21 protein-coding genes are annotated in these 20,719 nt (G+C 66.5%); 16 read left to right on the top strand and 5 right to left on the bottom strand.

What is annotated here, in order from left to right; genetic code table 11:
* Window position 1: 1 nt before the first annotated feature.
* The 5 genes from QO011_RS14960 (at window position 2) to QO011_RS14980 (ending at window position 3,975) form a co-directional block, all read left to right on the top strand.
* Entirely contained in the window at window positions 2–574 is a 573-nt protein-coding gene (locus tag QO011_RS14960) for a thiamine pyrophosphate-binding protein (RefSeq protein ID WP_307273324.1), read from the top strand.
* 5 nt (window positions 575–579) lie between these two features.
* Window positions 580–1,167, top strand: a complete 588-nt coding sequence (locus QO011_RS14965) for a thiamine pyrophosphate-dependent enzyme (protein ID WP_307273327.1) — start codon at window positions 580–582, stop codon at window positions 1,165–1,167.
* Between the two features lie 8 nt (window positions 1,168–1,175).
* Window positions 1,176–2,654, top strand: coding sequence for an aldehyde dehydrogenase (locus tag QO011_RS14970; protein ID WP_307273330.1), 1,479 nt, complete (start codon window positions 1,176–1,178; stop codon window positions 2,652–2,654).
* A gap of 87 nt (window positions 2,655–2,741) precedes the next feature.
* Window positions 2,742–3,521 (top strand): SDR family NAD(P)-dependent oxidoreductase, encoded by a 780-nt coding sequence (locus QO011_RS14975; protein ID WP_307273332.1) that lies wholly within the window; start codon window positions 2,742–2,744, stop codon window positions 3,519–3,521.
* 4 nt (window positions 3,522–3,525) lie between these two features.
* A complete protein-coding gene (locus QO011_RS14980) occupies window positions 3,526–3,975 on the top strand; it encodes a VOC family protein (RefSeq protein WP_307273334.1) in 450 nt (149 codons plus the stop codon).
* A gap of 57 nt (window positions 3,976–4,032) precedes the next feature.
* Here QO011_RS14980 and QO011_RS14985 read toward each other — a convergent pair whose 3' ends face one another.
* A complete protein-coding gene (locus QO011_RS14985; protein ID WP_307273337.1) occupies window positions 4,033–4,686 on the bottom strand; it encodes a GntR family transcriptional regulator in 654 nt (217 codons plus the stop codon).
* Between the two features lie 119 nt (window positions 4,687–4,805).
* On the bottom strand, window positions 4,806–5,984 hold the full coding sequence (locus tag QO011_RS14990) for an NAD(P)/FAD-dependent oxidoreductase (protein ID WP_307273339.1): 1,179 nt from the start codon (window positions 5,982–5,984) through the stop codon (window positions 4,806–4,808).
* A gap of 202 nt (window positions 5,985–6,186) precedes the next feature.
* On the opposite strand from QO011_RS14990, the gene QO011_RS14995 reads away from it, so the two are divergent.
* The 5 genes from QO011_RS14995 (at window position 6,187) to QO011_RS15015 (ending at window position 9,505) form a co-directional block, all read left to right on the top strand.
* Entirely contained in the window at window positions 6,187–6,360 is a 174-nt protein-coding gene (locus QO011_RS14995; protein ID WP_307273342.1) for a hypothetical protein, read from the top strand.
* A 7-nt stretch (window positions 6,361–6,367) separates the two neighbouring features.
* Window positions 6,368–6,820, top strand: coding sequence for an acetyl-CoA carboxylase biotin carboxyl carrier protein (locus QO011_RS15000; protein ID WP_307273343.1), 453 nt, complete (start codon window positions 6,368–6,370; stop codon window positions 6,818–6,820).
* Window positions 6,821–6,825: 5 nt separating this feature from the next.
* A complete protein-coding gene (gene accC, locus QO011_RS15005) occupies window positions 6,826–8,199 on the top strand; it encodes an acetyl-CoA carboxylase biotin carboxylase subunit (protein ID WP_307273346.1) in 1,374 nt (457 codons plus the stop codon).
* Window positions 8,189–8,584 carry an acetyl-CoA carboxylase biotin carboxyl carrier protein gene (locus tag QO011_RS15010; protein WP_307273348.1) on the top strand — a complete coding sequence of 132 codons (396 nt, stop codon included), beginning with the start codon at window positions 8,189–8,191 and terminating at the stop codon, window positions 8,582–8,584. The genes accC and QO011_RS15010 overlap by 11 nt, the downstream gene beginning before the upstream one ends.
* A 141-nt stretch (window positions 8,585–8,725) precedes the next feature.
* Window positions 8,726–9,505, top strand: a complete 780-nt coding sequence (locus QO011_RS15015; RefSeq protein ID WP_307273351.1) for a LamB/YcsF family protein — start codon at window positions 8,726–8,728, stop codon at window positions 9,503–9,505.
* A gap of 528 nt (window positions 9,506–10,033) precedes the next feature.
* Here the strand turns inward: QO011_RS15015 and QO011_RS15020 are convergent.
* On the bottom strand, window positions 10,034–11,131 hold the full coding sequence (locus QO011_RS15020; protein ID WP_307273353.1) for a LacI family DNA-binding transcriptional regulator: 1,098 nt from the start codon (window positions 11,129–11,131) through the stop codon (window positions 10,034–10,036).
* Between the two features lie 148 nt (window positions 11,132–11,279).
* Here QO011_RS15020 and QO011_RS15025 point away from each other — a divergent pair, with 148 nt between their 5' ends.
* The 6 genes from QO011_RS15025 (at window position 11,280) to QO011_RS15050 (ending at window position 18,275) form a co-directional block, all read left to right on the top strand.
* Window positions 11,280–12,302, top strand: a complete 1,023-nt coding sequence (locus QO011_RS15025) for an SIS domain-containing protein (protein WP_307273356.1) — start codon at window positions 11,280–11,282, stop codon at window positions 12,300–12,302.
* Window positions 12,303–12,312: 10 nt separating this feature from the next.
* On the top strand, window positions 12,313–13,131 hold the full coding sequence (locus QO011_RS15030; protein WP_307273358.1) for a PfkB family carbohydrate kinase: 819 nt from the start codon (window positions 12,313–12,315) through the stop codon (window positions 13,129–13,131).
* Window positions 13,132–13,138: 7 nt separating this feature from the next.
* A complete protein-coding gene (locus tag QO011_RS15035) occupies window positions 13,139–14,347 on the top strand; it encodes a M24 family metallopeptidase (RefSeq protein WP_307273360.1) in 1,209 nt (402 codons plus the stop codon).
* Between the two features lie 65 nt (window positions 14,348–14,412).
* On the top strand, window positions 14,413–15,432 hold the full coding sequence (gene potA, locus QO011_RS15040) for a polyamine ABC transporter ATP-binding protein (protein ID WP_307273362.1): 1,020 nt from the start codon (window positions 14,413–14,415) through the stop codon (window positions 15,430–15,432).
* Between the two features lie 27 nt (window positions 15,433–15,459).
* Complete coding sequence (locus QO011_RS15045; protein WP_307273365.1) at window positions 15,460–16,497, top strand: ABC transporter substrate-binding protein; 1,038 nt, start codon at window positions 15,460–15,462, stop codon at window positions 16,495–16,497.
* Between the two features lie 26 nt (window positions 16,498–16,523).
* The gene (locus QO011_RS15050; protein WP_307273367.1) at window positions 16,524–18,275 is read left to right on the top strand and encodes an ABC transporter permease subunit; all 1,752 of its coding nucleotides are present in this window, start codon (window positions 16,524–16,526) and stop codon (window positions 18,273–18,275) included.
* Window positions 18,276–18,303: 28 nt separating this feature from the next.
* Here the strand turns inward: QO011_RS15050 and QO011_RS15055 are convergent, their stop codons facing one another.
* Complete coding sequence (locus QO011_RS15055; protein WP_307273369.1) at window positions 18,304–19,539, bottom strand: epoxide hydrolase family protein; 1,236 nt, start codon at window positions 19,537–19,539, stop codon at window positions 18,304–18,306.
* Between the two features lie 120 nt (window positions 19,540–19,659).
* Entirely contained in the window at window positions 19,660–20,694 is a 1,035-nt protein-coding gene (locus QO011_RS15060; RefSeq protein ID WP_307273372.1) for an Ldh family oxidoreductase, read from the bottom strand.
* Window positions 20,695–20,719: the final 25 nt, after the last annotated feature.

Raw genomic sequence — 20,719 nt, forward strand, 5'->3', positions numbered from 1 at the left:
GGTGGCGACGAGCCTGCAAGCGAAAGACCCGGAAGCAGCTGCTTTCGCCCCCACCCCGGCGGCATCCGAAAGGCAGTGGCCGGATCAGGTCTATGACGTGCTCAAGGCCGCCGGCATCAGCCAGATGTCCTATGTGCCCGATGCCGGCCATACCACGTTGATCCGCCGCTTCAGCGCGGATGCGGACGTCGTCACCACTGTGCTGACGACGGAGGAGGAAGGCATCGCCATTGCCGCCGGCGCGTGGCTCGGCGGCAAGCGCAGCGTCGTGCTCATGCAATCGTCGGGCGTCGGCAACTGCATCAACATGTTGTCGCTCCCCGTGCAGGCGCGCTTTCCCTTGCTCATCCTGGTGACGATGCGGGGGGAGTGGGCCGAGTTCAACCCGTGGCAGGTGCCGATGGGACAGGCGACGGAAGCGTCGCTGCGGGCGATCGGCCTCACGGTGCTGCGCGCCGAGACAGGACCCGACCTCGTCGCCATGGTGGCGCAGGCGGCTGCGATGGCCTTCGACGCCGACCAGCAGATGGCCGTGCTGATCGGCCAGCGGCTGCTCGGCAAGAAGACGTGGTGACCGACATGACGTTGCCGACGATGGACCGCCGGGCGGCGGTGAAGAAGCTCCTCGAGGCTCGCGACGGCGCGCTGGTCGTCACCGGCCTCGGCTCGCCGAGCTACGATGTCCACGCGGCCGGCGACCGCGACGACAATTATTACCTCTGGGGCGCCATGGGCGGTGCCGCGCTGGTTGGCCTCGGGCTCGCCCAGGCCCAGCCCGACAGGCGGGTCATGGTCATCACCGGGGATGGCGAGCAGCTCATGGCCTTCGGCTCGCTGGCGACGATCTCCGTGGCGCGACCTGGGAATCTCGATGTGATCGTGCTCGACAACCAGCATTTCGGCGAGACCGGCATGCAGGTCAGCCATACCGGCAGGGGCATCGGCTTCGACAAGGTCGCGGCCGCCTGCGGCTTTTCGGAAACCGCCGAACTGCGCTCGCTGGAGGAGGTCGACGCCTTGTGCGAGCGGCTTCGCCGCCCGGCTGAGGGGCCGCGCCTCTTCGTGCTGAAGATCGCCGCCGAAAACTTGCCGCGCTCGCTGCCGCCGCGCGACGCGGTGGAGGTCAAGAACCGCTTTCGCGCCCATCTGGGCTTTGCCACCTGTTGAGGGCCGACATGGCGCTGGTCAGCTTCCAGAACACGGTCGGTGGCCGGCTCCAGCCGATCGCCGAGACATTCGAGAGCCATGATCCCTTTACCGGCAAGCCCTGGGCGCTGATCCCGCGCGGCGGCAGGAGCGAGGTGGACGACGCGGTGGCCGCCGCCAAGGCGGCCTTTCGGTCGAAGGGCTGGGCCGGCCTCACCTCGACCGCCCGCGGCAAGCTGCTGGTCGGGGTGGCCGAGCTGATCGCCGGGAGCGCCGAGCGCCTCGCCGCCATCGAGACGCGCGACAACGGCAAGCTGATCACCGAGATGACGGCGCAGCTGCGCTACATCCCCGAATGGTTCCGCTATTTCGGCGGTCTCGCCGACAAGATCGAAGGGGCGGTGCTGCCGATCGACAAGGCGGGCATGTTCGCCTTCACCCGGCACGAGCCGCTGGGCGTCGTCGCGGCCATCGTGCCCTGGAACTCGCCGCTGCTGCTGCTGACCTGGAAGCTCGCGCCGCTCCTGGCCGCCGGCAACACCGTCGTCATCAAGCCGTCCGAGCATGCCTCGGCCTCGACGCTGGAGTTCGTGAAGCTGTTCGAGCAGGCGGGCTTTCCGCCGGGCGTGGTCAACACGGTGACCGGCATGCCGGGGGATGTCGGCGTGCCGCTCGTCTCCCATCCCGACGTCGCCAAGATCGCCTTCACCGGCGGCGAGCCCGGCGGGATCGCGGTTTACCGCGCCGCTGCCGAAGGGCTCAAGACGGTCACCCTGGAGCTCGGCGGCAAGTCGGCCAACATCGTCTTCGACGATGCGGATATCGAGAGCGCGGTCAACGGCGCGATCTCAGGCATCTTCGCCGCCAGCGGCCAGACCTGCATCGCGGGCTCGCGCCTGCTGGTGCAGCGCCGGATACACGACCGTTTTGTGGCGGATGTCACGGCGCTGGCCGCGAGCGCCCGGATCGGCAATCCCGCGCTGGCGCAGACGCAGGTGGGGCCGATGACGACGCAGGCGCAGCGCGAGCGGGTGCTCTCCTATCTCGGCATCGCGCGCGGCGAGGGCGCGTCCTGCGTGCTGGGCGGAGGGACGCCGATGTCGGACGAGCTGGCCGAGGGCTGGTTCGTCGAGCCCACCATCTTCACCGGGGTGAACAACACGATGCGGATTGCGCGCGAGGAGGTGTTCGGGCCGATCCTCTCCGTCATCCCGTTCGACGACGAGGAGGAGGCCTTCGCCATCGCCAATGACAGCCCCTACGGCCTCGCAGCAGGGCTGTGGACCGGCGACATGGGCCGCGCCTTGCGCGGCGCGGCCGCGCTGGAAGCGGGCACGGTCTGGGTCAATTCATACCGCGCGGTCTCCTACATGGCGCCGTTCGGCGGCTATAAGAGGAGCGGCATCGGCCGCGAGAGCGGGCAGGAGGCGATCGATGCCTATCTGCAGACCAAGACGGTGTGGATCGACACGGCCGGCAAGACCGCCAACCCCTTCGTGATCCGCTAGGGTGGGGGAGATGCCCCGAATCCACGGCCAGGCTCGGCACGCATCTGCCCGTGGTGCCGGCCTCTCCACAATGACGAAGGAACGGACATGAGACTGGCGGGCAGGGTGGCGGTCATCACCGGGGCGGCGCGCGGCATCGGGCGTGCCTGCGCGGAACGCTTTCTGGCCGAAGGCGTGAAGGTCGTGCTCGGCGATATCGATGCCGCGGAGCTGGCGCGATGCGCCGCCGAGATCGGCGCGGCCGACACCGTCCTCTCCGTCGTCACCGATGTCAGCCGGAAGGACCAGGTCGACGCGCTGGTCGCGGCAGCGGTCGCCGGGTTCGGCCGCATCGACATCATGGTCAACAATGCCGGCATCGCGCCGGTCCAGGACTTTCTCGACATCAGCGAGGCGGACTATGACCGGGTTCTCGCCGTCAACCTGAAGGGCGCCTTCATGGGCACCCAGGCAGCGGGCCGCCAGATGATCGCGCAGGGCGGCGGCGGCGTCATCATCAACATGTCCTCGATCAATTCCGGTCTCGCCAATCCGCGCGTCGCCACCTACGCGATCTCCAAGGGCGGCATGAACCAGGTCACCACCACAGCAGCCGTCGCCTTCGCGCCCCATGGCATCCGTGTCGTCGGCGTCGGCCCGGGCACCATCGCCACGGAGATGGTGATGGACGGCACCTTCATCGATTCCGACGACATGCGCCGGGCTATCCTTTCGCGCACGCCGCTCGGGCGCCTCGGCAAGGCATCGGAGATCGCGTCCGTCGTGGCGTTCCTGGCCAGCGACGATGCCTCCTACGTCACCGGCGAGACGATCTACCCCGACGGGGGGCGCCGCGTCCTGAACTATACGGTCCCAATCAAGGAGTGAGGACATGGGCAACTTCGACAAGCTGCATCATATCTGCATCGTCGTGCACGATATCGACAAGGCCGCGGCCTATTACAGCTCCATCGGCATCGGGCCCTGGGAAGCCTATCCGCCGCTGGCGGAATATGAAGAGCTCGAGGTGCCGAGCCCCAAGGGCTTCATGGCGATGCAATACCGGATCTGCAATCTGCCGACCGTTCAGCTGCAGCTCTGCCAGCCGAGCCGGGATCCGTCACCGCAGCGGCTTCACCTGGATGCCAAGGGCGAAGGCGTCTTCCATATCGGCTTCGAGGTCGGCGATGCCGATGCCGCCGAAACCAGGGCTGAGGCCGATGGGCTGGCCGTGCTGATGCGGGGGCGCCGGCAGAACCGCACCGGCTTCACCTATTACGACACGGCCGACAAGGGAGGCGTCATCCTGCTGACCCGGGCGACCAATCTGCCCGGCAAGTGATCGCCTCGGCGAGGCTCGGGAAGGCCGATGAGGATCGCTTGCGGGACGGCTGGTCGGTCAGCTGCCCCGCAATTCCTGAAGCCGGTCGACCAGGAACTTGCCGCTGGTGATGATGTGCATTTCCAGGAGGCCGACGGCGCGCAGCGTGTCCTTGGCTTCGCACAGCTCGATGAGCTGCCAGTGGTCGCGGTCGGACTGGACCTGGATTTCGGTCAGCGACACCATCATGCGCGTGTACCGTTCCAGTTGCTGGTAGATGCGCCCCACCAGTTCGATCGTGGTCTTGCGGCCGGAGGGCGCGTAGAGCGCGGCGTGAAAGTTCCAGTTCAGCTGGTTGGAATACTCGCCTGTCCTGCCCTGCTCCTGGTGCTGCCTGGCCCGTTCACGGGCAAGCGCGAGGTCGGCTTCGGTCATCCTTGGAATGGCAAGGCCGAGCAGCCATGTCTCGATACGGGCGCGCAATTCGTAGAGCTCGAGAATCTCGTCGAGGGAAATCGAGGAGACGACGGCTCCCTTATGGGAGACGAGCGTGACGAAGCCTTCGGAGTGGAGCTGGTGCAGCGCCTCGCGCACCGGTATCCGGCTGACGCCGAATTCGGTGGCCAGATGCTCCTGCCGCAGCTGGAGATTGGCCTCGTACTCGCCGACCAGGATCTTTTGCCTGATGGCGTCCGCGACCTGGGCCGAGATCGTTTTCTTCTGTACGAGCATTCATCAGCCTGGGGGCGACCGCCCATGGTCGGCATGCGGTGCCATGTTGATTGAAGAGCCGGACGCATAGCACCGCTCGCCGGTTGTTGTCACTCCGACGGCACGCCGCCGGTTCCGCTTCAGTAGACATGTTCCTCGATGGGCTGGCCGCTGGCGATGCGCTCATAGCGGAAGGCCGACAGGTCGATGGAGCGATAGTCTCCGTAGGCGATGAGGTCGCCGACGCCCGAACCGGTTGCCGCCGCATGCATCATGCCGTGGCCGCTGAAGCCGGTGGCCAGCACGAAATTCGAGACCTCCGGGTGACGTCCGATGATGCCGCTGTGGTCGAACGTATTGTACTCGTAGAGCCCCGCCCAGGCGCGCAGCATCCTGAGCTGCTCGAAGCCGGGCACGCGATGGGCCAGGGCCGGCCAGATCAGCTCGTCGAACAGGTCGTAGTCCACGTCCAGGCCGAAATCGTCCGGCTCGTTCTCGCGCACCGGCGGAATGCCGCACAGGAAGAGATGGCCCTCCGGCCGCAGCCAGAAGCCGCTGGTATCGAACACGAAGGGGCAGTTCTCGATCCTTGCCGGCGTCTCGAAGACGAAGACGCAGCGCTTGCTCGGCACGACCGGCAGCTCGACGCCCGCCATCCCGGCGATGCCCGCGCTCCAGGGGCCGGCCGCGTTGATCACCGTGCCGGCCGAGATCCGTCCGCCATTGCCGAGCACGACGTCGCCGACCTTACGGGGCGACGCCATCGCCAGTCCGGTCACGGTCGTGGCGACATAGTCGACGCCCTGCGCGCGCGCCTTGCGACGAAAGGCCTGCATCAGGCCCGGACCGTCGAACCAGCCTTCGCTGCCGAGGCCGAACGAGCCGAGGGCGAGGTCCTGCGTGTTGAGCCAGGGAAAGCGCCGCGCGAGGTCGGCCTGCTCGATCAACGCGATGTCGACGCCCATGCCGCGCTGAACGCGGTTCTTGGCCCGCTGCGCCTCGGCCCGCTCGGGGGGCGCCAGCACGAGGTAGCCGGGCTGGTGCAGCCCGATATCCGCCAGCTCGTCGCCGACGGCGAGCCGTGTGCCCGCTTCGCGCAGGAAATCGATGCTGAACTTCGACATGGCGATGTTCGGCGGCGTGCCGAACTGCTGGCGGATGGCGCTGGTCGACAGCGAGGACGAGGAGGCCGTGTAGGAGGGGTCCCGCTCGATCACGGCGATGCTGCCATCGAAATCCGGATTGGCAGACAGGAAATAGGCGATCGAGCTGCCGACAACGCCGCCGCCGACGATCACCACATCATAGCTCGTGTCCATTCCAGTCGTGATCCCCTCTGTGGTTTGTCGGCGGTGACGGAGGATTGGATACTTTTTGCGATCGATCCCGCGTCTCCAACAGACATAACCCGGTCTTCGGTGCGGAAAAAGAGGTTTGACGTAAAAAAGAGAATACATTATCCAATTTTGATCGAACGTCCTCCGCCCGGCGAGGCGAGGCCGTCATGCCGAGGAATGGTTCGTGGGCCGCATCGTTCTCCGTCTCGACGTCATCAGGCCGAGCCCCGGCATGGCGGTCACCGCCCGGGCCATCGAGATGCGCTCGGCCGGCATCGACGTCGTCGGCTCCAGCGCCGGCGAGCCGGATTGTGCAACGCCGCCGCGCATCGCCGCGGCCGTCCGGGCCAAGGGATAGCGCGGCGATGGATCTGGACTTCGTCCAAAGGCTGATCGCACTCGTCTCGCGCTCACCCCTGAGCGAGCTGGAGATCGAGCACGCCGGCGCGCGCATCCGCATCGCCAGGCCGGCGGCGCCGACGCCATCCGCGCCGCAGGCCAGCTCGCCGCAGCCCGGGCCAGATCCTGGCGCGAGCGGTCCCGCGGGTTCGGGCCCGGCCGTTGCGACGCTCGCGCGGCATTCGATCCGCGCGCCGCTCACGGGCGTGTTCTATCGCTCCGCCGCGGAGGGCGAGCCGCCGCTCGTCTCGGTCGGGGACATGGTCGAGGAAGGGCGGAAGATCGGCGTCCTCGAAGCCATGAAGACCTTCAACGTCGTGGAATCCGACCGTGCCGGCAGGATCGTCCGGATCGCGTTCGAAGACCGCGCCGCCGTGCAGTCCGGCGACGTGCTGTTCGTCTTGGAAGAGGTGGGCTGAGGGCGATGTTCGAGACCGTCCTGATCGCCAATCGCGGTGAAATCGCCCTGCGCGTCCTGCGCGCCTGCCGCGCCCTCGGATTGAAGACGGTCGCGGCCCATTCGGACGCCGATGCGAGCCTTCGCCATGTGGCGCTGGCGGACAACGCGATCTGCATCGGACCGGCGGCCGCGGCCGGGAGCTATCTCAACATCGCGGAGATCATCGCCGCGGCGCAGCTCACCGGAGCGGGCGCGATCCATCCGGGCTACGGCTTCCTGTCGGAGAACGCAGCCTTCGCCGAGGCCGTCGAGAAGGCGGGCCTCGTCTTCATCGGGCCGTCGGCGGCGGCGATCCGCATCATGGGCGACAAGGTTTCCGCCAAGCGGACGATGATCGCGGCCGGCGTTCCCTGCGTTCCCGGCTCGGCGGACGCGCTGCCGCAGGACGAGCAGGCGGTGCGCGCCATTGCCGGGGCCATCGGCTATCCCGTCATCGCCAAGGCGGCGGGCGGCGGCGGCGGGCGCGGCATGCGCGTCGTGCGCGAGGCCGGTGCGCTGATGGAAGCCGTGTCGCTGGCGCGGGAGGAGGCGGGGCGGGCTTTCGGCAACCCGCAGGTCTACCTGGAGAAGTTCCTGGAGCACCCGCGCCATGTCGAGATCCAGATCCTGGCGGACCGCCATGGCAGAGCGGTCTGGCTCGGCGAGCGGGATTGCTCCATGCAGCGCCGCCACCAGAAGATCATCGAGGAGGCGCCGGCGCCCGGCATTGCCCGCGAGGCGATCGCCGGGATCGGCGAGCTCTGCGCCCGCGCCTGCCTGACCATCGGCTATACCGGCGCCGGCACCTTCGAATTCCTCTACGAGGACGGGTGCTTCTATTTCATCGAGATGAACACCCGGGTGCAGGTGGAGCATCCCGTCACCGAGCTCGTCACCGGCATCGATATCGTGCGCGAGCAGATCCGCGTCGCGCAGGGCGAGCCCCTGTCGTTCAAGCAGGCGGACATCCGCATCCAAGGCCACGCCGTCGAGTGCCGCATCAATGCCGAGGACCCCTTCAGCTTTCGGCCGCATCCGGGCCGGGTCGAGCGCTGGACGCCGCCCGGCGGCCCCGGCATCCGCGTCGAATCGCATCTCTACTCCGGCTACACCGTGCCGCCGCACTATGATTCGCTGGTGGCCAAGCTCCTGGCGCATGGCGCGACGCGGGCCGAGGCGATCCGGCGCATGCACGGGGCGCTGGCCGAGATGGAGGCCGCCGGCATTGCCACCAACGCGCCGCTGCACGGCCTCCTCATGCAGGAGCCCGGCTTTGCCGCCGGAGGCTTCGATATTCATCATCTCGAACGCCTGATCGACGGCGGCCTTCTCGAGGGGCGGAGCGGCGATGACGGTTGAGGAGATCGAAAGGCTGGTCGCCTGGTGCGCCGGCGCCGGCATCGGCGAGATCGAAGTGGCGGAGGCCGGCTTTTCGCTGCGCCTGCGCCTGCAGGCCGCCGTTGCCGAGACACCAGTGGCCGATACCGAAGCGCCGAAGGCCGAGACGGCCTCCAGGGGCGTGCGCGCGCCCGGCGTCGGCGTATTCCGCCTCGATCACCCGACGACCGGCCGCCCCATTGCCGAGCCCGGCCGGACGGTGCGCCAGGGCGAGACGGTCGGTGTCCTGCAGGTCGGGCCATGCCTGAGGGCCGTCATTGCGCCGGCAGACGGCGTGCTCGGCGCGGCGCTGGTCGAGGATGGGGCGGTCGTGGGTTATGGTACGCCGCTCTACGCGTTGGCCTGAAGGCAACCGCCGATGGTTCGAACTCTCGAGCGTGATCGCTTCAAGTTGAATCGTTCACGCTCTCCATCTCCTTGTTTCGACGCATTGTCTTCACGCGAACCGATAACCGGTTCGCTGGACAATGCTTTGGAGGAAAACACCATGAGGGACAGGCAACTGCAGGTCGATATCAATTCCGACATGGGCGAGGGCTTCGGCGCCTATAGGCTCGGCGACGACGCGGCGATCCTCGACATCGTCAGCTCCGCCAACGTCGCCTGCGGCTTTCATGCCGGCGACCCCGAGATCATGGCGGCCACCTTCGCGATGGCGCGCGAGAAGGGCGTCGCGGTCGGCGCGCATCCGAGCTTCGCCGATCTGTGGGGCTTCGGGCGCCGCGTCCTGCCGCACACGGCAGGCGAGATCGAGAGGCTGGTCGCCTACCAGATCGGCGCGGCGCAGGCGCTGTCCACCTATGCCGGCCACCCGATCCGCTACGTCAAGGCGCATGGCGCGCTCGGCAACCTGACGCAGACCGACCGCGGCGTCGCCGAAGCCGTGACACGCGCCGTCAAGGCGGTCGATCCCAGCCTGATATGCCTGGCCATCGCGCTCGGCTTCCAGGACCGGATCGCGCGCGAGGCCGGCCTGACGGTCAAGTCCGAGATCTTCGCCGATCGCGCCTATACGGAGGAAGGCTTTCTCGTCTCGCGCAAGCTGGAGGGCGCCGTCATCCACGATGCCGGGGCGGCGGCTGAGCGGGTCGTCCGGATGGTCGGGCAAGGCGCCATCGAGACGGTGTCCGGGCAGATGCTGAAGACGCCGATCGATTCGATCTGCGTCCATAGCGACACGCCGGCGGCCGTCGCCATCGCCGCCGGGGTGCGAGCCCGGCTGGAGGAGAGCGGCGTTGGGATCAGGGCGTTCGCGGCACCGGCCTGAGCACGGCCGGCGCCGTTTCAGAACCAGACGTCGCTGAGGTGGTGCCCACGCGGGTAGGGGCGGTCGGGTCGAGGCCGTACTGGCCGATGCAGGCGCACCGTGCCGTTGAGGCTTTCCACACGCCCGTCGATCCGCTCGATCGGGCCTTCGAAAATGACGTTGGATACATCACGGATCTTCGGATGCACGACCTCGAGTTGCTCGGCTAAGGCGTCGCCGGGGAATAAGTGAATCGAATCGGTGTAGCCAGTTGCGGCGGGGCCAGACGCGTTCCTATCGGTCCATGCTCGACGCCTGGGCCTTCCCTCCCCCTTGTGGGGAGGGATAAAGGGTGGGGGTCGTGCAGAACGAGGCGGATCGGATGTTAAAGGGCGCGCTGTGACGAGCGCTGCGCCCTATCCTGATGGACCCCCACCCCTTACCCCTCCCCACAAGGGGGAGGGGATCGGCTGGCGTCGCGTTTGAAGCACTTATTCGTCGACACTTCCTAAGCAACAGGTGCGGCAGCAACAAGCGAGCTGGCGGATGTCAGTTCCCAACCCTTTGTGATTGTCGCTCGATACGCGACTTTACAAGAGCATGACTGACCGAGCCACGGTCGATAAGTGTCGCCTGTAGCAAGGTTTCCTCTGCAGGGCCTGTAGCCTCGCCCTGCAAACGAGCGATCAGATCTTCCGTCGCAGCTTTGGCCAAGTCTCTGATCGGCTGCGACACAACGGTCAGGGGGGGCGTCACCGCCGCTGTCCAATCGGCGTCGTCGAAGCAGATGAGCGAAACCTCGTCGGGTATCGACAGATCCAGTTCGCGAAGGACTTTGAGAAGGACGAGGGCGACGGAACTGTCGGTCGCCAGAAAAGCCGTCGGACGGTTCGCGGACCGACAGAGCCGGCGCAATTGGCGAGCGAGATTCTCGGTGTCCCAACCGCCGAGGACAATGAGCTTGGGGACAATCCGGATTCCGGCGTCGTGGAGCGCTGCACGGTAGCCGTCGATACGCTCGCGAACGGAGGAAATCAGGTACTGCTGCTCGCCGTGCGAAGGAGCGTTGGACACAAGCGCGATGCGTCGGTGGTCTCGGCCGACCAGAGATGCCACCGCCTCATGGGCGGCGCGAAAGTTGTCGATCGCAAAGGTGTCGGCATTGAGCACCGGGACGCGCCTGTCCAAGAGGACGAAGGGGCAGCCCATGTCCCGCGCGCCGATGAGGTGATCCACCTCGATGCTGGAGGTTGGCGAAACGATCAGGCCGTCGACACGGTTGGCGAGCAGCACGCGCACCGCGTCACGTTCGAGCTCGATATCCTCGTCGGTGTTGGCTAGAACCACGCCGAAGCCATTGGCGCTGGCCGTGTCCGAGATAGCCCGAATGGCTCGCGCGAAATACAGATTCTCGATATCGGCCACAACGACGCCGATCGTCTTGCTGCGGCCTGTCGCCATGCTGCGCGCCAGTTGGTTGGGCTGGTATGCCAAGCGCTTTGCTGCGTCGAAGACGCGCTGGCGCGTCTCAGCACCGGCATAGCCGTAACCGCCGAGCACCCGTGCCGCGGTGGCGCTCGAGACACCCGCGGCACGCGCAACGTCGGCGATCGTCGGCGGAACGCCCGAGCGTCCGTTGTCCCTCATGGCCTGCTCGCCTTCGCGTTGCGCGACTCGTGCCCGTGCATGGCGGACCAATAGACCGCCGCAACACCCCTTGACAATTCATCGGCAGATATGAGAGCGTTATCACATGAGAGCGCTATCACATTCCCGGCGTTAAAGGCGAAGCACGATGAGTCGGTATGCCAATCTCGTTCCTCCCGATGTCGATTTCCGTAGGATCACCGAAGCCGCCGTTGCGCAGCGCGAGCGGATCGGACAAGTGGCCAAGGCCGCGGCAGACGGCATGCGCAACCTCTTCCTGATCGGCTGCGGCGGCTCCCTGAACGATTTCTCCGCCGCATCGTACCAGTGCGACCGAAGCGCCGGATTTCCGACTTTCTGCCTCAACAGCGAGGAGTTCAATCGTCGGCGGCCGGCGCTCCTCGGGTCGGGATCCGTGGTGCTCATCGCATCGCACAACGGCACGACGGGAGAGACGATCGAAGCCGCTCGCTGGTCGCGCTCCGCCGGCGCTCGCGTCATCGGCTTCACCAAGGACGAGACGACGAGGCTCGCTGCGGAATGCGATGACGTCTTCGCTTATCACAGCGACCGAACCATCCTGGCGCCGAAGCAAGTGCTCATCGGCCTGATGGTGACGGCGCTTCTGAAGGAAGCCGGTGCAAAGCTCGCTTTCGCGTCGGCGGAGCAGGCTTTCGCGGCGGTGCCGGCAGCTTTCGAGCTGGCTGTGCAAGAGGCGGAGGCGCGCCTCCATGACATCGCCACGGACTTCGCGGCCGAAACCCTGACCTACGTCCTGTCCGCCGGTCCCAACCAGGGCGCCGGCTACGGCTTTGCCATGTGCTATCTCATGGAGATGCAGTGGAAGCACGCGGCCTGGTTCAACGCGAACGAATTCCTGCATGGGGCCTTCGAGGTCGTCCAGCCCGATACGGCGGTTCTTCTCTTCAAGGGCGAAGATGAAACCCGCCCGGTGATCGATCGAGTAGAGGCGTTCCTCCATAAGAACACCCAGCGCTGCCGCATTGTCGATTCGAAGGACTACAGCCTTCCTGGCGTGCCTGCGTCGATGCGTGGAGAGATTTCCCCGCTGCTTCTCTCGACCCTTTCCAAGCGTTTGGCCGAACACTACCAGGCGGTCACCGGTCATGCGCTCGCAGACCGCCGCTATATGTTCAAGACGACCTATTGAGGCATTTCGCATGCGTGTCTGTGGCGTCGGTGACAATGTTGTCGACCGATATTTCAATCAGAAGCTGATGTTCCCCGGTGGCAATGCGGTGAATTTCGCCGTTCACGCCCGGCGGAGCGGCGCGCACGCCGCCTATCTCGGCGTCATCGGCACCGATGCCGACGGCGATTTGATTCGCTCGAGCCTGCAGGCGGAGGGCATCGAGCTCGCTCGGCTTCGTGTGGCGGAAGGGCCCAATGCCTTCGCCACCGTTCATATGGACGACAATGGCAGCAACCGCCGGTGGGGCCTTTGCGAGAAGGGCGTGTCGATGTTCCGGCTCGACGGCGCCGATCTCGATTATTTTGCCGGCTTCGACCTGGTTCACACCGGCGAGACAAGCCGATTGGACGACCAGCTTCCAGAGATCCGCGAGCGCGTTGCGATCTCCTTCGATTTCTCCGAGCGGAACTTGGACTATGCCGCGGGCGTGCTGCCCCATCTGAGGGCGGCGGCCTTCTCGCGCGGCAGCGCCGGCGGCGACGAAGTCGCGCGCGTCCTGGATGCCGCTCGATCGGCCGGCGTCGAGCTGGTCACGATTACCCAGGGCGCGCGAGGCGCCACCGTGTGCCACAAGGGCGAGATCCTGTTCGCGCCCGCAGTTCCCGTCGATGCCGTCGATACGCTCGGCGCGGGCGATGCCTTCGTCAGTCGTCTCACCTGCCGCGTGCTGGCCGGCGTATCGCTTGCCGAAGCCGCCGCCGACGCGGCGCAATACTCCGCGCTCATCTGCGGCACGCGCGGCGCCTTCGGCCATGCGCGTCCCATCACCCGCGAAATACCGTCGTGAGAGCACAATGAACGAGAACCCTGCGAATTCCCAGCTCACATTTCCTTCCGAGGCGGATTACGGCAATCGCGTCGCACGCGCCCGAATTGCGATGAAGCAGGACGGGATCGACGTTCTCGCGCTGTCGAGCTTCGACAATCATCGTTTCTTCGCCGGATTGGATGGCATCGCAACGGTCCGGCCGGTCTGGTTCGTGCTGCCGCAGGACGGAGCGGCGGCTTTTGTCTCGCCCCGCATCGAAGCCCCGGAAATACGGGCGCAATGTCGCGTGCCGGTGGCTGTCGAATGGGTCGAATGGGAAGAGCCGGCAAGGCCGCCCATGTCGTTCTCAGCCGCGCTCGCCGACCACATTGGCAAATGTGCACCGCAAGCCCGCACCATCGGGGTCGATTTCGATGCCACCTCGGCACGCAATCTCGACCTGGTCAGGGATGCGCTCGGCACCGAGCGTATCCGGGACGTTACGACCCTGCTTCGTGAGGTGCGTCGCCGCAAGGATGCCGCAACGATCGACGTCGTCCGGCGCTGCGCCGACATCGCTGCCTGTCAGTTCAAGGCAAGCTGCGAAGCCGTGGCCCCCGGCGTTCCCGAATGGGAGGTGGCGCTGGCTTCCCGCACGGCCGCGATGCGGCGAGCCGCAGAATGGTGGAAGGGCGACGAGGACCATTCGCCGCTTCTCCAGGGCATCCATGTCATGGGCGGCGGCAGCATCCGCTCGGCGCGCGCCCATGCCGTCGCCGCTGGTCGGCCGATGCGGGAGGGGGAGATCCTGCAGCTCTGCTATTGCGGTCGGCCGTTCTTCGGGCATGGCATCTGTTTCGATCGGCCGGTCCAGGTGGGGACGACGGGCTTGCCGGCGGAAGTCCGCAAAATCGTGGACGTCGCACGTGAGGCCCAGGAAGCGGCTTTGGCGAAGGTGCGCGCGGGCGTGACGACCGGCGAGGTCCATGCTGCCGCCGTCGCGGTCATCGGACGCCACGGCTGGGACCGGGCGATGCAGCACCGCACCGGTCGCGGGATCGGCCTCTCCGATCCCGAGTGGCCCGAGATCAAGGCCAACGACCCGACCGTGCTCGAAGCGGGCATGCTCCTCGGCATCGAGCCGGGCGTCTATGTCGACGGTGTCGGCGGAGCCCGCTTCGGCGACACGATCCTCGTGACCGACACCGGATACGAGCCGCTCACGCCGCTGGCCCTCGGCAGGGAGGTCGAATGACAGACCAGCCGCTCCCCGCCGTTTCCTTCCAGGGGGTCACCCGGCGCTACGGGAGCGTGTGCGCGGTGAGCGACGTTACCCTCGACATTTCGCCGGGGGAGTTCTTCGCGCTGCTCGGCTCGAGCGGTTCCGGCAAGACGACGCTGCTGATGCTCCTGGCGGGGTTCGACAAGCCGACCGAGGGCCGTGTGCTGATGTCGGGCACGTCTGTCTCGGACATGCCTCCGCATCGGCGGCGGATCGGGGTGGTCTTCCAGAACTACGCGCTTTTCCCGCATATGTCGGCCGCCGACAACGTCGCCTATCCGCTGAAGATGCGCGGCGTCGGGCGGAGCGAGCGCGAGGCGCGCGTGAATGCTGCGCTCGGCCTGGTCAATCTCACCGATCGCGGGTCTTCCTATCCCTCGCAACTGTCCGGCGGGCAGCAGCAACGCGTGGCGCTGGCCCGCGCCCTCGTCTTCGGGCCCGACCTCCTGCTGATGGACGAACCGCTCGGCGCTCTCGATCGAAGGCTGCGCGACCAGATGCAGCAGGAACTGAAGCGCATTCAGGGCGAGCTCGGCATCACCGTCATCTACGTCACGCATGACCAGTCGGAAGCCATGGCCATGGCGAACCGGATCGGGATCATGGCCGGGGGGCGGCTTCTCCAGGTCGCCGATCCGGAAACCATCTATGCGGCGCCGTGCAATCATTTCGTCGCCCGTTTCATCGGCGAGTGCTCGATCCTGCGCGTCACCGCCAGGGATGGCGGCCGTGGATACGAGATCGCCGGCGTGCGCCAGTCCTTGCCGTCTCCCGCAGCGGTGCCTTTCGACATCGTGGTGAGGCCGGAGACCGTCTCCGTCCGCTCCGGACCCGACGTCGTATCGGACGGTGCCTCCGGCATTCCTGCGACGATCCGCGATGTCACCTATCTCGGCGCCGGCTGGCGCGTGGCGCTCGAGCTTTCCGACGGACAGTCCCTGCTCGCCAGCGTCATGCGCGGCGATGATGCGGCCGGACACCTCATCCCCGGCAAACCCGTCGTCGCGCGATGGACGCCGGCATCCGTCGCTGTTCTTCCGGCTGAAGGATCTTCCTGAAGCGGATATTTGAGAGGGGTGAAAACAATGACAAAAAGCAGACTGTGTCTTGGCATCTCGGCCGGCTTGCTCGCTGCGGTCGGCGCTATCGTCCTTATGGGAGCGGCGTCAGCCGCCGATCCGGCGGAGGTCGTGATCGCCTCCTATGGCGGCTCCTTCCAGGACGCCCAGACAAAGGCCTTCTTCGAGCCATACGCCAAAGCCACGGGTGCCAAAGTGACCGGCACCACCGGTTCTGGCTATGCCAAGGTGAAGGCCATGGTCGAGAGCGGCAATGTCACCTGGGACGTCGCCTCCGCCGAGAGTTCGGCCCATGCGAACGAGGTGAAGGATGATCTTCTTCAGCGGCTCGACTATTCGATCATCAAGGCCGACGGCATCCCGGCCGAGTTCCGCACGAAGTACGGTGTCGGCTATATCAAATTCGGCATGAACCTCGCGTGGAACAAGGACAAGTTCCCGAACGGACTGACCCCCGCTCAGTTCTTCGACCCTAAGGTGAAGGGCCGTCGCGCGGTGACGTTGGAACCGGAGTACACGCTCGAATTCGCGTTGCTGGCCGACGGTGTGAAGGCGGCCGATCTCTATCCGCTGGACGTGGACCGCGCCCTCGGCGTTATCGGGCGGGTCAAGGACCAGATCGTCGCCTACAAGGGGGCGGCGGATACCCAGGCGCTCATCCAGCAGGGCGAGGTCGACATGGCCTTCATCCCGAACGGCCGCGTCAACAATGCCATCAAGGCCGGTGCGAACTGGACGTATGGATGGGACGCCTCGGTCTCGGATACCGAGTGGTGGGTGGTGATGAAGGGCGCCCCGCACGTTCAGGAGGCGATGAAATTCATCAATTTTGCCGTTCAGCCCGAGCAGCAGGCCGAACTCACCCGGCAAATTCCCTACGGCCCGACCAATGTCGACGCGCTGAAGCTTCTCGACCCGGCGGTCGCCAAGGATCTGCCGAGCTACCCGGACAACGCGAAGCTCGGCGCAGTGCTCAATTCGCAATGGTGGAACGAGAACCGCGAGTCCGTGAAGACCCGCTGGAACACGTACATCATGCAGTAGCAGACGCTGGACGGGAGAAAACGCAGATGAGGCGGGACGGATTCATCAATTGGGAGCGGTTTTTCCTGCTCTTGCCAGTCTTCATCCTGCTCCTGCTCGCCTTCGCTCTGCCGTTGCTTGCCATCGTGCCGGAGGCGTTCGGCGGTGATGCCGTCGGGCGCTTCCTGCGGATTTTCGGAAGTCCGGTGTACCGGACGGTCATCTGGACGACCGTGCGCATCAGCCTGGAAGCAACCGCGATCACGCTCGTCGTCTCCTTCCCCTTGGCGTGGCTCTTGAGCCGGGCGACCGGGGCGAAAGGCCTGCTTCTCGGGCTGCTGGTGCTGGTCCCCTTCCTGACCAGCGTGCTGGTGCGGACTTTCGCCTGGCTGGCGATCCTCGGACAGCGCGGCCTCGTCAACGCGACGCTTCTCAGCCTCGGGCTGATTTCGGAGCCGCTCCCCCTGCTCTTCAGCGAGCCGGCGGTCGTGCTCGCCCTCGTGCACTCTTCCATCCCGATGATGGTCTTCGCCCTCGTCAGCGTCCTCAGGCGCATCGACGGACGCATTCTCCTGGCCGCTCATACGCTCGGGGCCAGCCCGTTGCGCGCCTGGCTGGGCATACTTGTTCCGCTTGCAATCCGCGGCATCCAATCCGGCGTCACGATCGTCTTCCTGTTCACCATGGCGAGCTTCATCGCGCCTGCCTTCCTCGGCAACCAACGCCAGCAGATGCTCGCGCAAGTGATCCAATCGGAAATCGAGACCGGGGCCGACTGGGCTTTCGCCGCGGCGCTCGGCATCACGCTGGCCCTGACGGCGACGATCCTCGTCGTGGCGCTCTCCTCCGTGGCGAGATACCTCTCGCGTTGGCAGCGTCCGGGCTCGCTGCGACCCGCCTTGCCGCAACAAGGGTCAGAGCGGGTGGACAAGGCGCTTCTCCGCCGGCCGGTGGCCCAGTCCACCCAGCGTCTCCACGTCCCTGCGGTTCTTCGCTTCGGCGCGCGGCTCGTCGAACCGGCCTATCTCGGCGTCATATCCGTCTTCATTCTCCTGCCGCTGGTCGTGCTCATTCCGGTATCGTTCAGTGCGGCGGACGTGCTCATCTTTCCGCCGCCCGGCTACTCCACGCGATGGTTCGAAACGATCCTCGGCAGCCAGGAATGGATTGCGGCAGCCCTGACCAGCCTTCGCATCGGCGCTGCCACCTGCGTCGCGACCCTCGTCATCGCCACTCTGACGGTGCTGGGCTTCGGCCGTCATGTCCGGTTTCAGGGGGCTGCCGAAGCCCTGGTGCTCTCGCCCTTGACCGTGCCGAGCGTCGTCTTCGCGCTGGGGGCCTATCTGACGTTCGCGCGCGTCGGACTGGTCGATACCGAGACGGGTATCATCATAGCCCACACGGTGCTGATCGTCCCCGTAGTCTATCTTGTCGCATCCGCAACATACAGTTCCATCGATCCGTGGCTGTCTCGGGCGGCGGCAAGCCTTGGAGCAAATCCTTGGCGCATCTTTCGGACGGTCACCTTCCCATTGCTGCTTCCGGGCCTGGCCATCGGCGCCCTGCTTGCGATGCTTCTCTCCTTCGATGAATCGGTGGCTTCGATCTTCCTCAGCAACCTGTCGGTGAAGACACTGCCGAGAAAGCTCTGGGAAGGCATTCGCTTCAACACGAGCCCCGAATCCGCGGCCGTCTCCGTCATGCTGCTTGGCGTGACATGCGTCGTGGTCCTCGCCGGCATGGCGTTTGTCCTCGGGCGCCGGAAAACCGCCCGGTTGACGTTGCAGGCGCGTTCCTGACTCGATGGCGGTAAGATCGCCAGCGCGGTCATGAAAACTTAAGGTCCCTGGCGAAGTCCCGCAAATCCTGCGCGAGCAGGGCAGGCTGCTCCAGCGCGCCGAAGTGGCCGCCGCGCGGCATTGCAGTCCATCGGCGAACGTCGCGAAAGACCCGCTCGACCCAGCTCCTGGGCGGCATTGGCAGCTCCCTTGGAAACAACGCCACCGCAAGCGGGGCGTCGATGACCGTGCCCGGCGCAAACGCCAGCGGGCGGGCTCGCGTCTCCCAATAGAGCCGCATCGACGAAGCGACGGTCCGGGTGAGCCAGTAAAGCGAGATATTGGCGAGGATGTCGTCCCGCGAAAAGGTGGCATTCGCGAGATTGCCGTCGCAATCGCTCCAGTCGCGGAACTTCTCGATCATCCACGCCGCGAGCCCGACCGGCGAATCCGTCAACCCATAGGCAAGCGTTTGGGGGCGGGTGCCCTGGATGTGGCCGTATGCGCCCTCGAGGTCCGCCCATCTCGCTTTCCGTTCCAGGAAGGCTCGTTCTTCCGCCGTGAGATCGCCGTCCGGACCGGCGCGGTGCGGGGGCGCGTATGTGCCGGGGATGAAATTCAGATGCATGCCGGCGAGGCGGTCGGGGTGGGACTGCGCCAGGCAGGTCGTCACGCCGGCGCCGAGATCACCGCCCTGGGCTAGATACCGCTCATAGCCCAGCCGCTGCATCAGCTCGGCCCAGATTTCGGCGATGGCGAAGAGATTGAGGCCGCGCCGGCTCGGCCGGCTCGAGAAGCCGTAGCCCGGCATCGACGGGATCACGACGTCGAAGGCATCCTCCTTCGTCCCGCCATGGGCGATCGGATCGGTCAGAAGCGGAAGGAGCCTGGCGAATTCGAAGACGCTGCCGGGCCAGCCATGGGTGAGCATGATCGTCTTGCCGCTTGGAACCGCGGCGCGCGCGTGGATGAAGTGGATGGTCTCGCCGCCGATGTCGGCGTGGTAGTGAGGATAGGCGTTCCACGCGGCTTCCTGCCTGCGCCAGTCGAAGTCGTCGCGCCAATGCCGCATGAGCTGGCGCAGCTCCTCCAGCTCCGTTCCCTGAGCCCAGCCGATATCCGGTACCTGGTCCGGCTCGCGCCATGTCGAGATGCGGGTCTTCAGGTCCTCGACGTCGGCCTCCGGGACATGAATCGTGAACGGGCGGATGGTCTCGGATCCGTTGGCTCGCGCGGGAGCCTTCGACGACGCGAATGGTTCACCTGCTCTTTTGCTGTCGGACATCCGGTGTCTCCTCCGAAGCGCTGCCAACGGTCCGTTCAAGGCGTGGTATGGGCCCGCGCAAGGCGGAGGCGCCACGCCGCGGCGCCTCCGACCGGACCTGCGCGGGAGCGGGCGCGCGCTTCAGACGCTGCCGAGCCCCAGCTCGAGAAAACGGTCGAGCTGCTCCATCTCCATGCGCGAAAGGGGAATGCCCTCGGCCTCCGACCTGGCCCGGGCGAGGAAACGCCGTTGCGAGGGCAGGCGCGCCCCTTGGCCAAGGATGGCTTCGAACAGCACTTCCGCGCGACCGAGCGGATTGCCGGGGCGGCCCCCGGCAAAGGCTTGCGGCGAAAAGGCGATGATCAGCTCGCCGTGGGACGGAAAGAGCGTCGTGGTGCGGAGCAGATCGAGCGCTCCGGCACTCGTGAGGTCGCCGATCATGATTCCGGCCAGCAGCTCGATCATCGTCCCGATGGCGGAGCCCTTGTGGCCGCCGAAGGACAGCATGGCGCCCGCCAGGGCCGCTTCGGGATCCGTCGTCGGCCTGCCGTCGGCATCGATCGCCCAGCCTTCCGGCAGCGGCTTGCCGGCGCGGCGGAGGAGCTCGATCTCGCCGCGCGCGGCAACCGAGGTCGCGAAGTCGAACACGTAAGGCGGCTGCCCCTGGCGCGGCCAGCCGAACGCGAAGGGATTGGTGCCGAGCAGGGGCCGGTTGCCGCCGGTCGGGGCGACCGTCGCATAGCTCGGGCACATGGCAAGGCCGGCGAGGCCTTGCTCCGCCAGGGCCTCGACCTCCGCCCACAGGGCGGAAAAGTGCACGGCATCGTTGATGACGAGCGCGGCAAGGCCGCAGGTGCGGGCCCGCTCGACCAGCGGCGGCAGGCCCAGCTCGAAGGCCGGGTTGGCGAAGCCGCCTTTTGCATCCGCCTTGACGATGGCCGGCGCCTGCTGCGTGAGCAATTCGGGCACCGCGTCCGCCGTCACCTTTCCGGCCTTGATCGTCCGCAGGGCGCCTTCGATCCGGTAGACGCCATGGGACTTGCAGGCATCGCGCTCCGCCGCGACGATGACCCGTGCGATGGCGCCCGCCTGGACGGCGTTCAGTCCGGCCTTGCGGAAGATCGCGTCGACGCGCTCGCGCAGCGCTTCGATGCCAAGGGAGACGGTGTCGCTCATTGTTCACGCTCGGGGCCAGGATTGC

Source organism: Labrys wisconsinensis (assembly GCF_030814995.1).
GTDB lineage: Bacteria > Pseudomonadota > Alphaproteobacteria > Rhizobiales > Labraceae > Labrys > Labrys wisconsinensis.

Excerpts from the sequence above, each read along its gene's own strand:
- QO011_RS14965 (WP_307273327.1), top strand. The coding sequence starts at position 580 with ATGACGTTGCCGACGATGGACCGCCGGGCGGCGGTGAAGAAGCTCCTC.
- QO011_RS15060 (WP_307273372.1), bottom strand. The coding sequence starts at position 20,694 with ATGAGCGACACCGTCTCCCTTGGCATCGAAGCGCTGCGCGAGCGCGTC.
- QO011_RS15010 (WP_307273348.1), top strand. The coding sequence starts at position 8,189 with ATGACGGTTGAGGAGATCGAAAGGCTGGTCGCCTGGTGCGCCGGCGCC.
- QO011_RS15050 (WP_307273367.1), top strand. The coding sequence starts at position 16,524 with ATGAGGCGGGACGGATTCATCAATTGGGAGCGGTTTTTCCTGCTCTTG.
- QO011_RS14975 (WP_307273332.1), top strand. The coding sequence starts at position 2,742 with ATGAGACTGGCGGGCAGGGTGGCGGTCATCACCGGGGCGGCGCGCGGC.
- QO011_RS15045 (WP_307273365.1), top strand. The coding sequence starts at position 15,460 with ATGACAAAAAGCAGACTGTGTCTTGGCATCTCGGCCGGCTTGCTCGCT.
- QO011_RS14985 (WP_307273337.1), bottom strand. The coding sequence starts at position 4,686 with ATGCTCGTACAGAAGAAAACGATCTCGGCCCAGGTCGCGGACGCCATC.
- QO011_RS15000 (WP_307273343.1), top strand. The coding sequence starts at position 6,368 with ATGGATCTGGACTTCGTCCAAAGGCTGATCGCACTCGTCTCGCGCTCA.
- QO011_RS15035 (WP_307273360.1), top strand. The coding sequence starts at position 13,139 with ATGAACGAGAACCCTGCGAATTCCCAGCTCACATTTCCTTCCGAGGCG.
- QO011_RS15020 (WP_307273353.1), bottom strand. The coding sequence starts at position 11,131 with ATGAGGGACAACGGACGCTCGGGCGTTCCGCCGACGATCGCCGACGTT.
- QO011_RS14990 (WP_307273339.1), bottom strand. The coding sequence starts at position 5,984 with ATGGACACGAGCTATGATGTGGTGATCGTCGGCGGCGGCGTTGTCGGC.
- QO011_RS15030 (WP_307273358.1), top strand. The coding sequence starts at position 12,313 with ATGCGTGTCTGTGGCGTCGGTGACAATGTTGTCGACCGATATTTCAAT.
- accC (WP_307273346.1), top strand. The coding sequence starts at position 6,826 with ATGTTCGAGACCGTCCTGATCGCCAATCGCGGTGAAATCGCCCTGCGC.
- QO011_RS15055 (WP_307273369.1), bottom strand. The coding sequence starts at position 19,539 with ATGTCCGACAGCAAAAGAGCAGGTGAACCATTCGCGTCGTCGAAGGCT.
- QO011_RS15025 (WP_307273356.1), top strand. The coding sequence starts at position 11,280 with ATGAGTCGGTATGCCAATCTCGTTCCTCCCGATGTCGATTTCCGTAGG.
- QO011_RS15015 (WP_307273351.1), top strand. The coding sequence starts at position 8,726 with ATGAGGGACAGGCAACTGCAGGTCGATATCAATTCCGACATGGGCGAG.
- QO011_RS14970 (WP_307273330.1), top strand. The coding sequence starts at position 1,176 with ATGGCGCTGGTCAGCTTCCAGAACACGGTCGGTGGCCGGCTCCAGCCG.
- QO011_RS14980 (WP_307273334.1), top strand. The coding sequence starts at position 3,526 with ATGGGCAACTTCGACAAGCTGCATCATATCTGCATCGTCGTGCACGAT.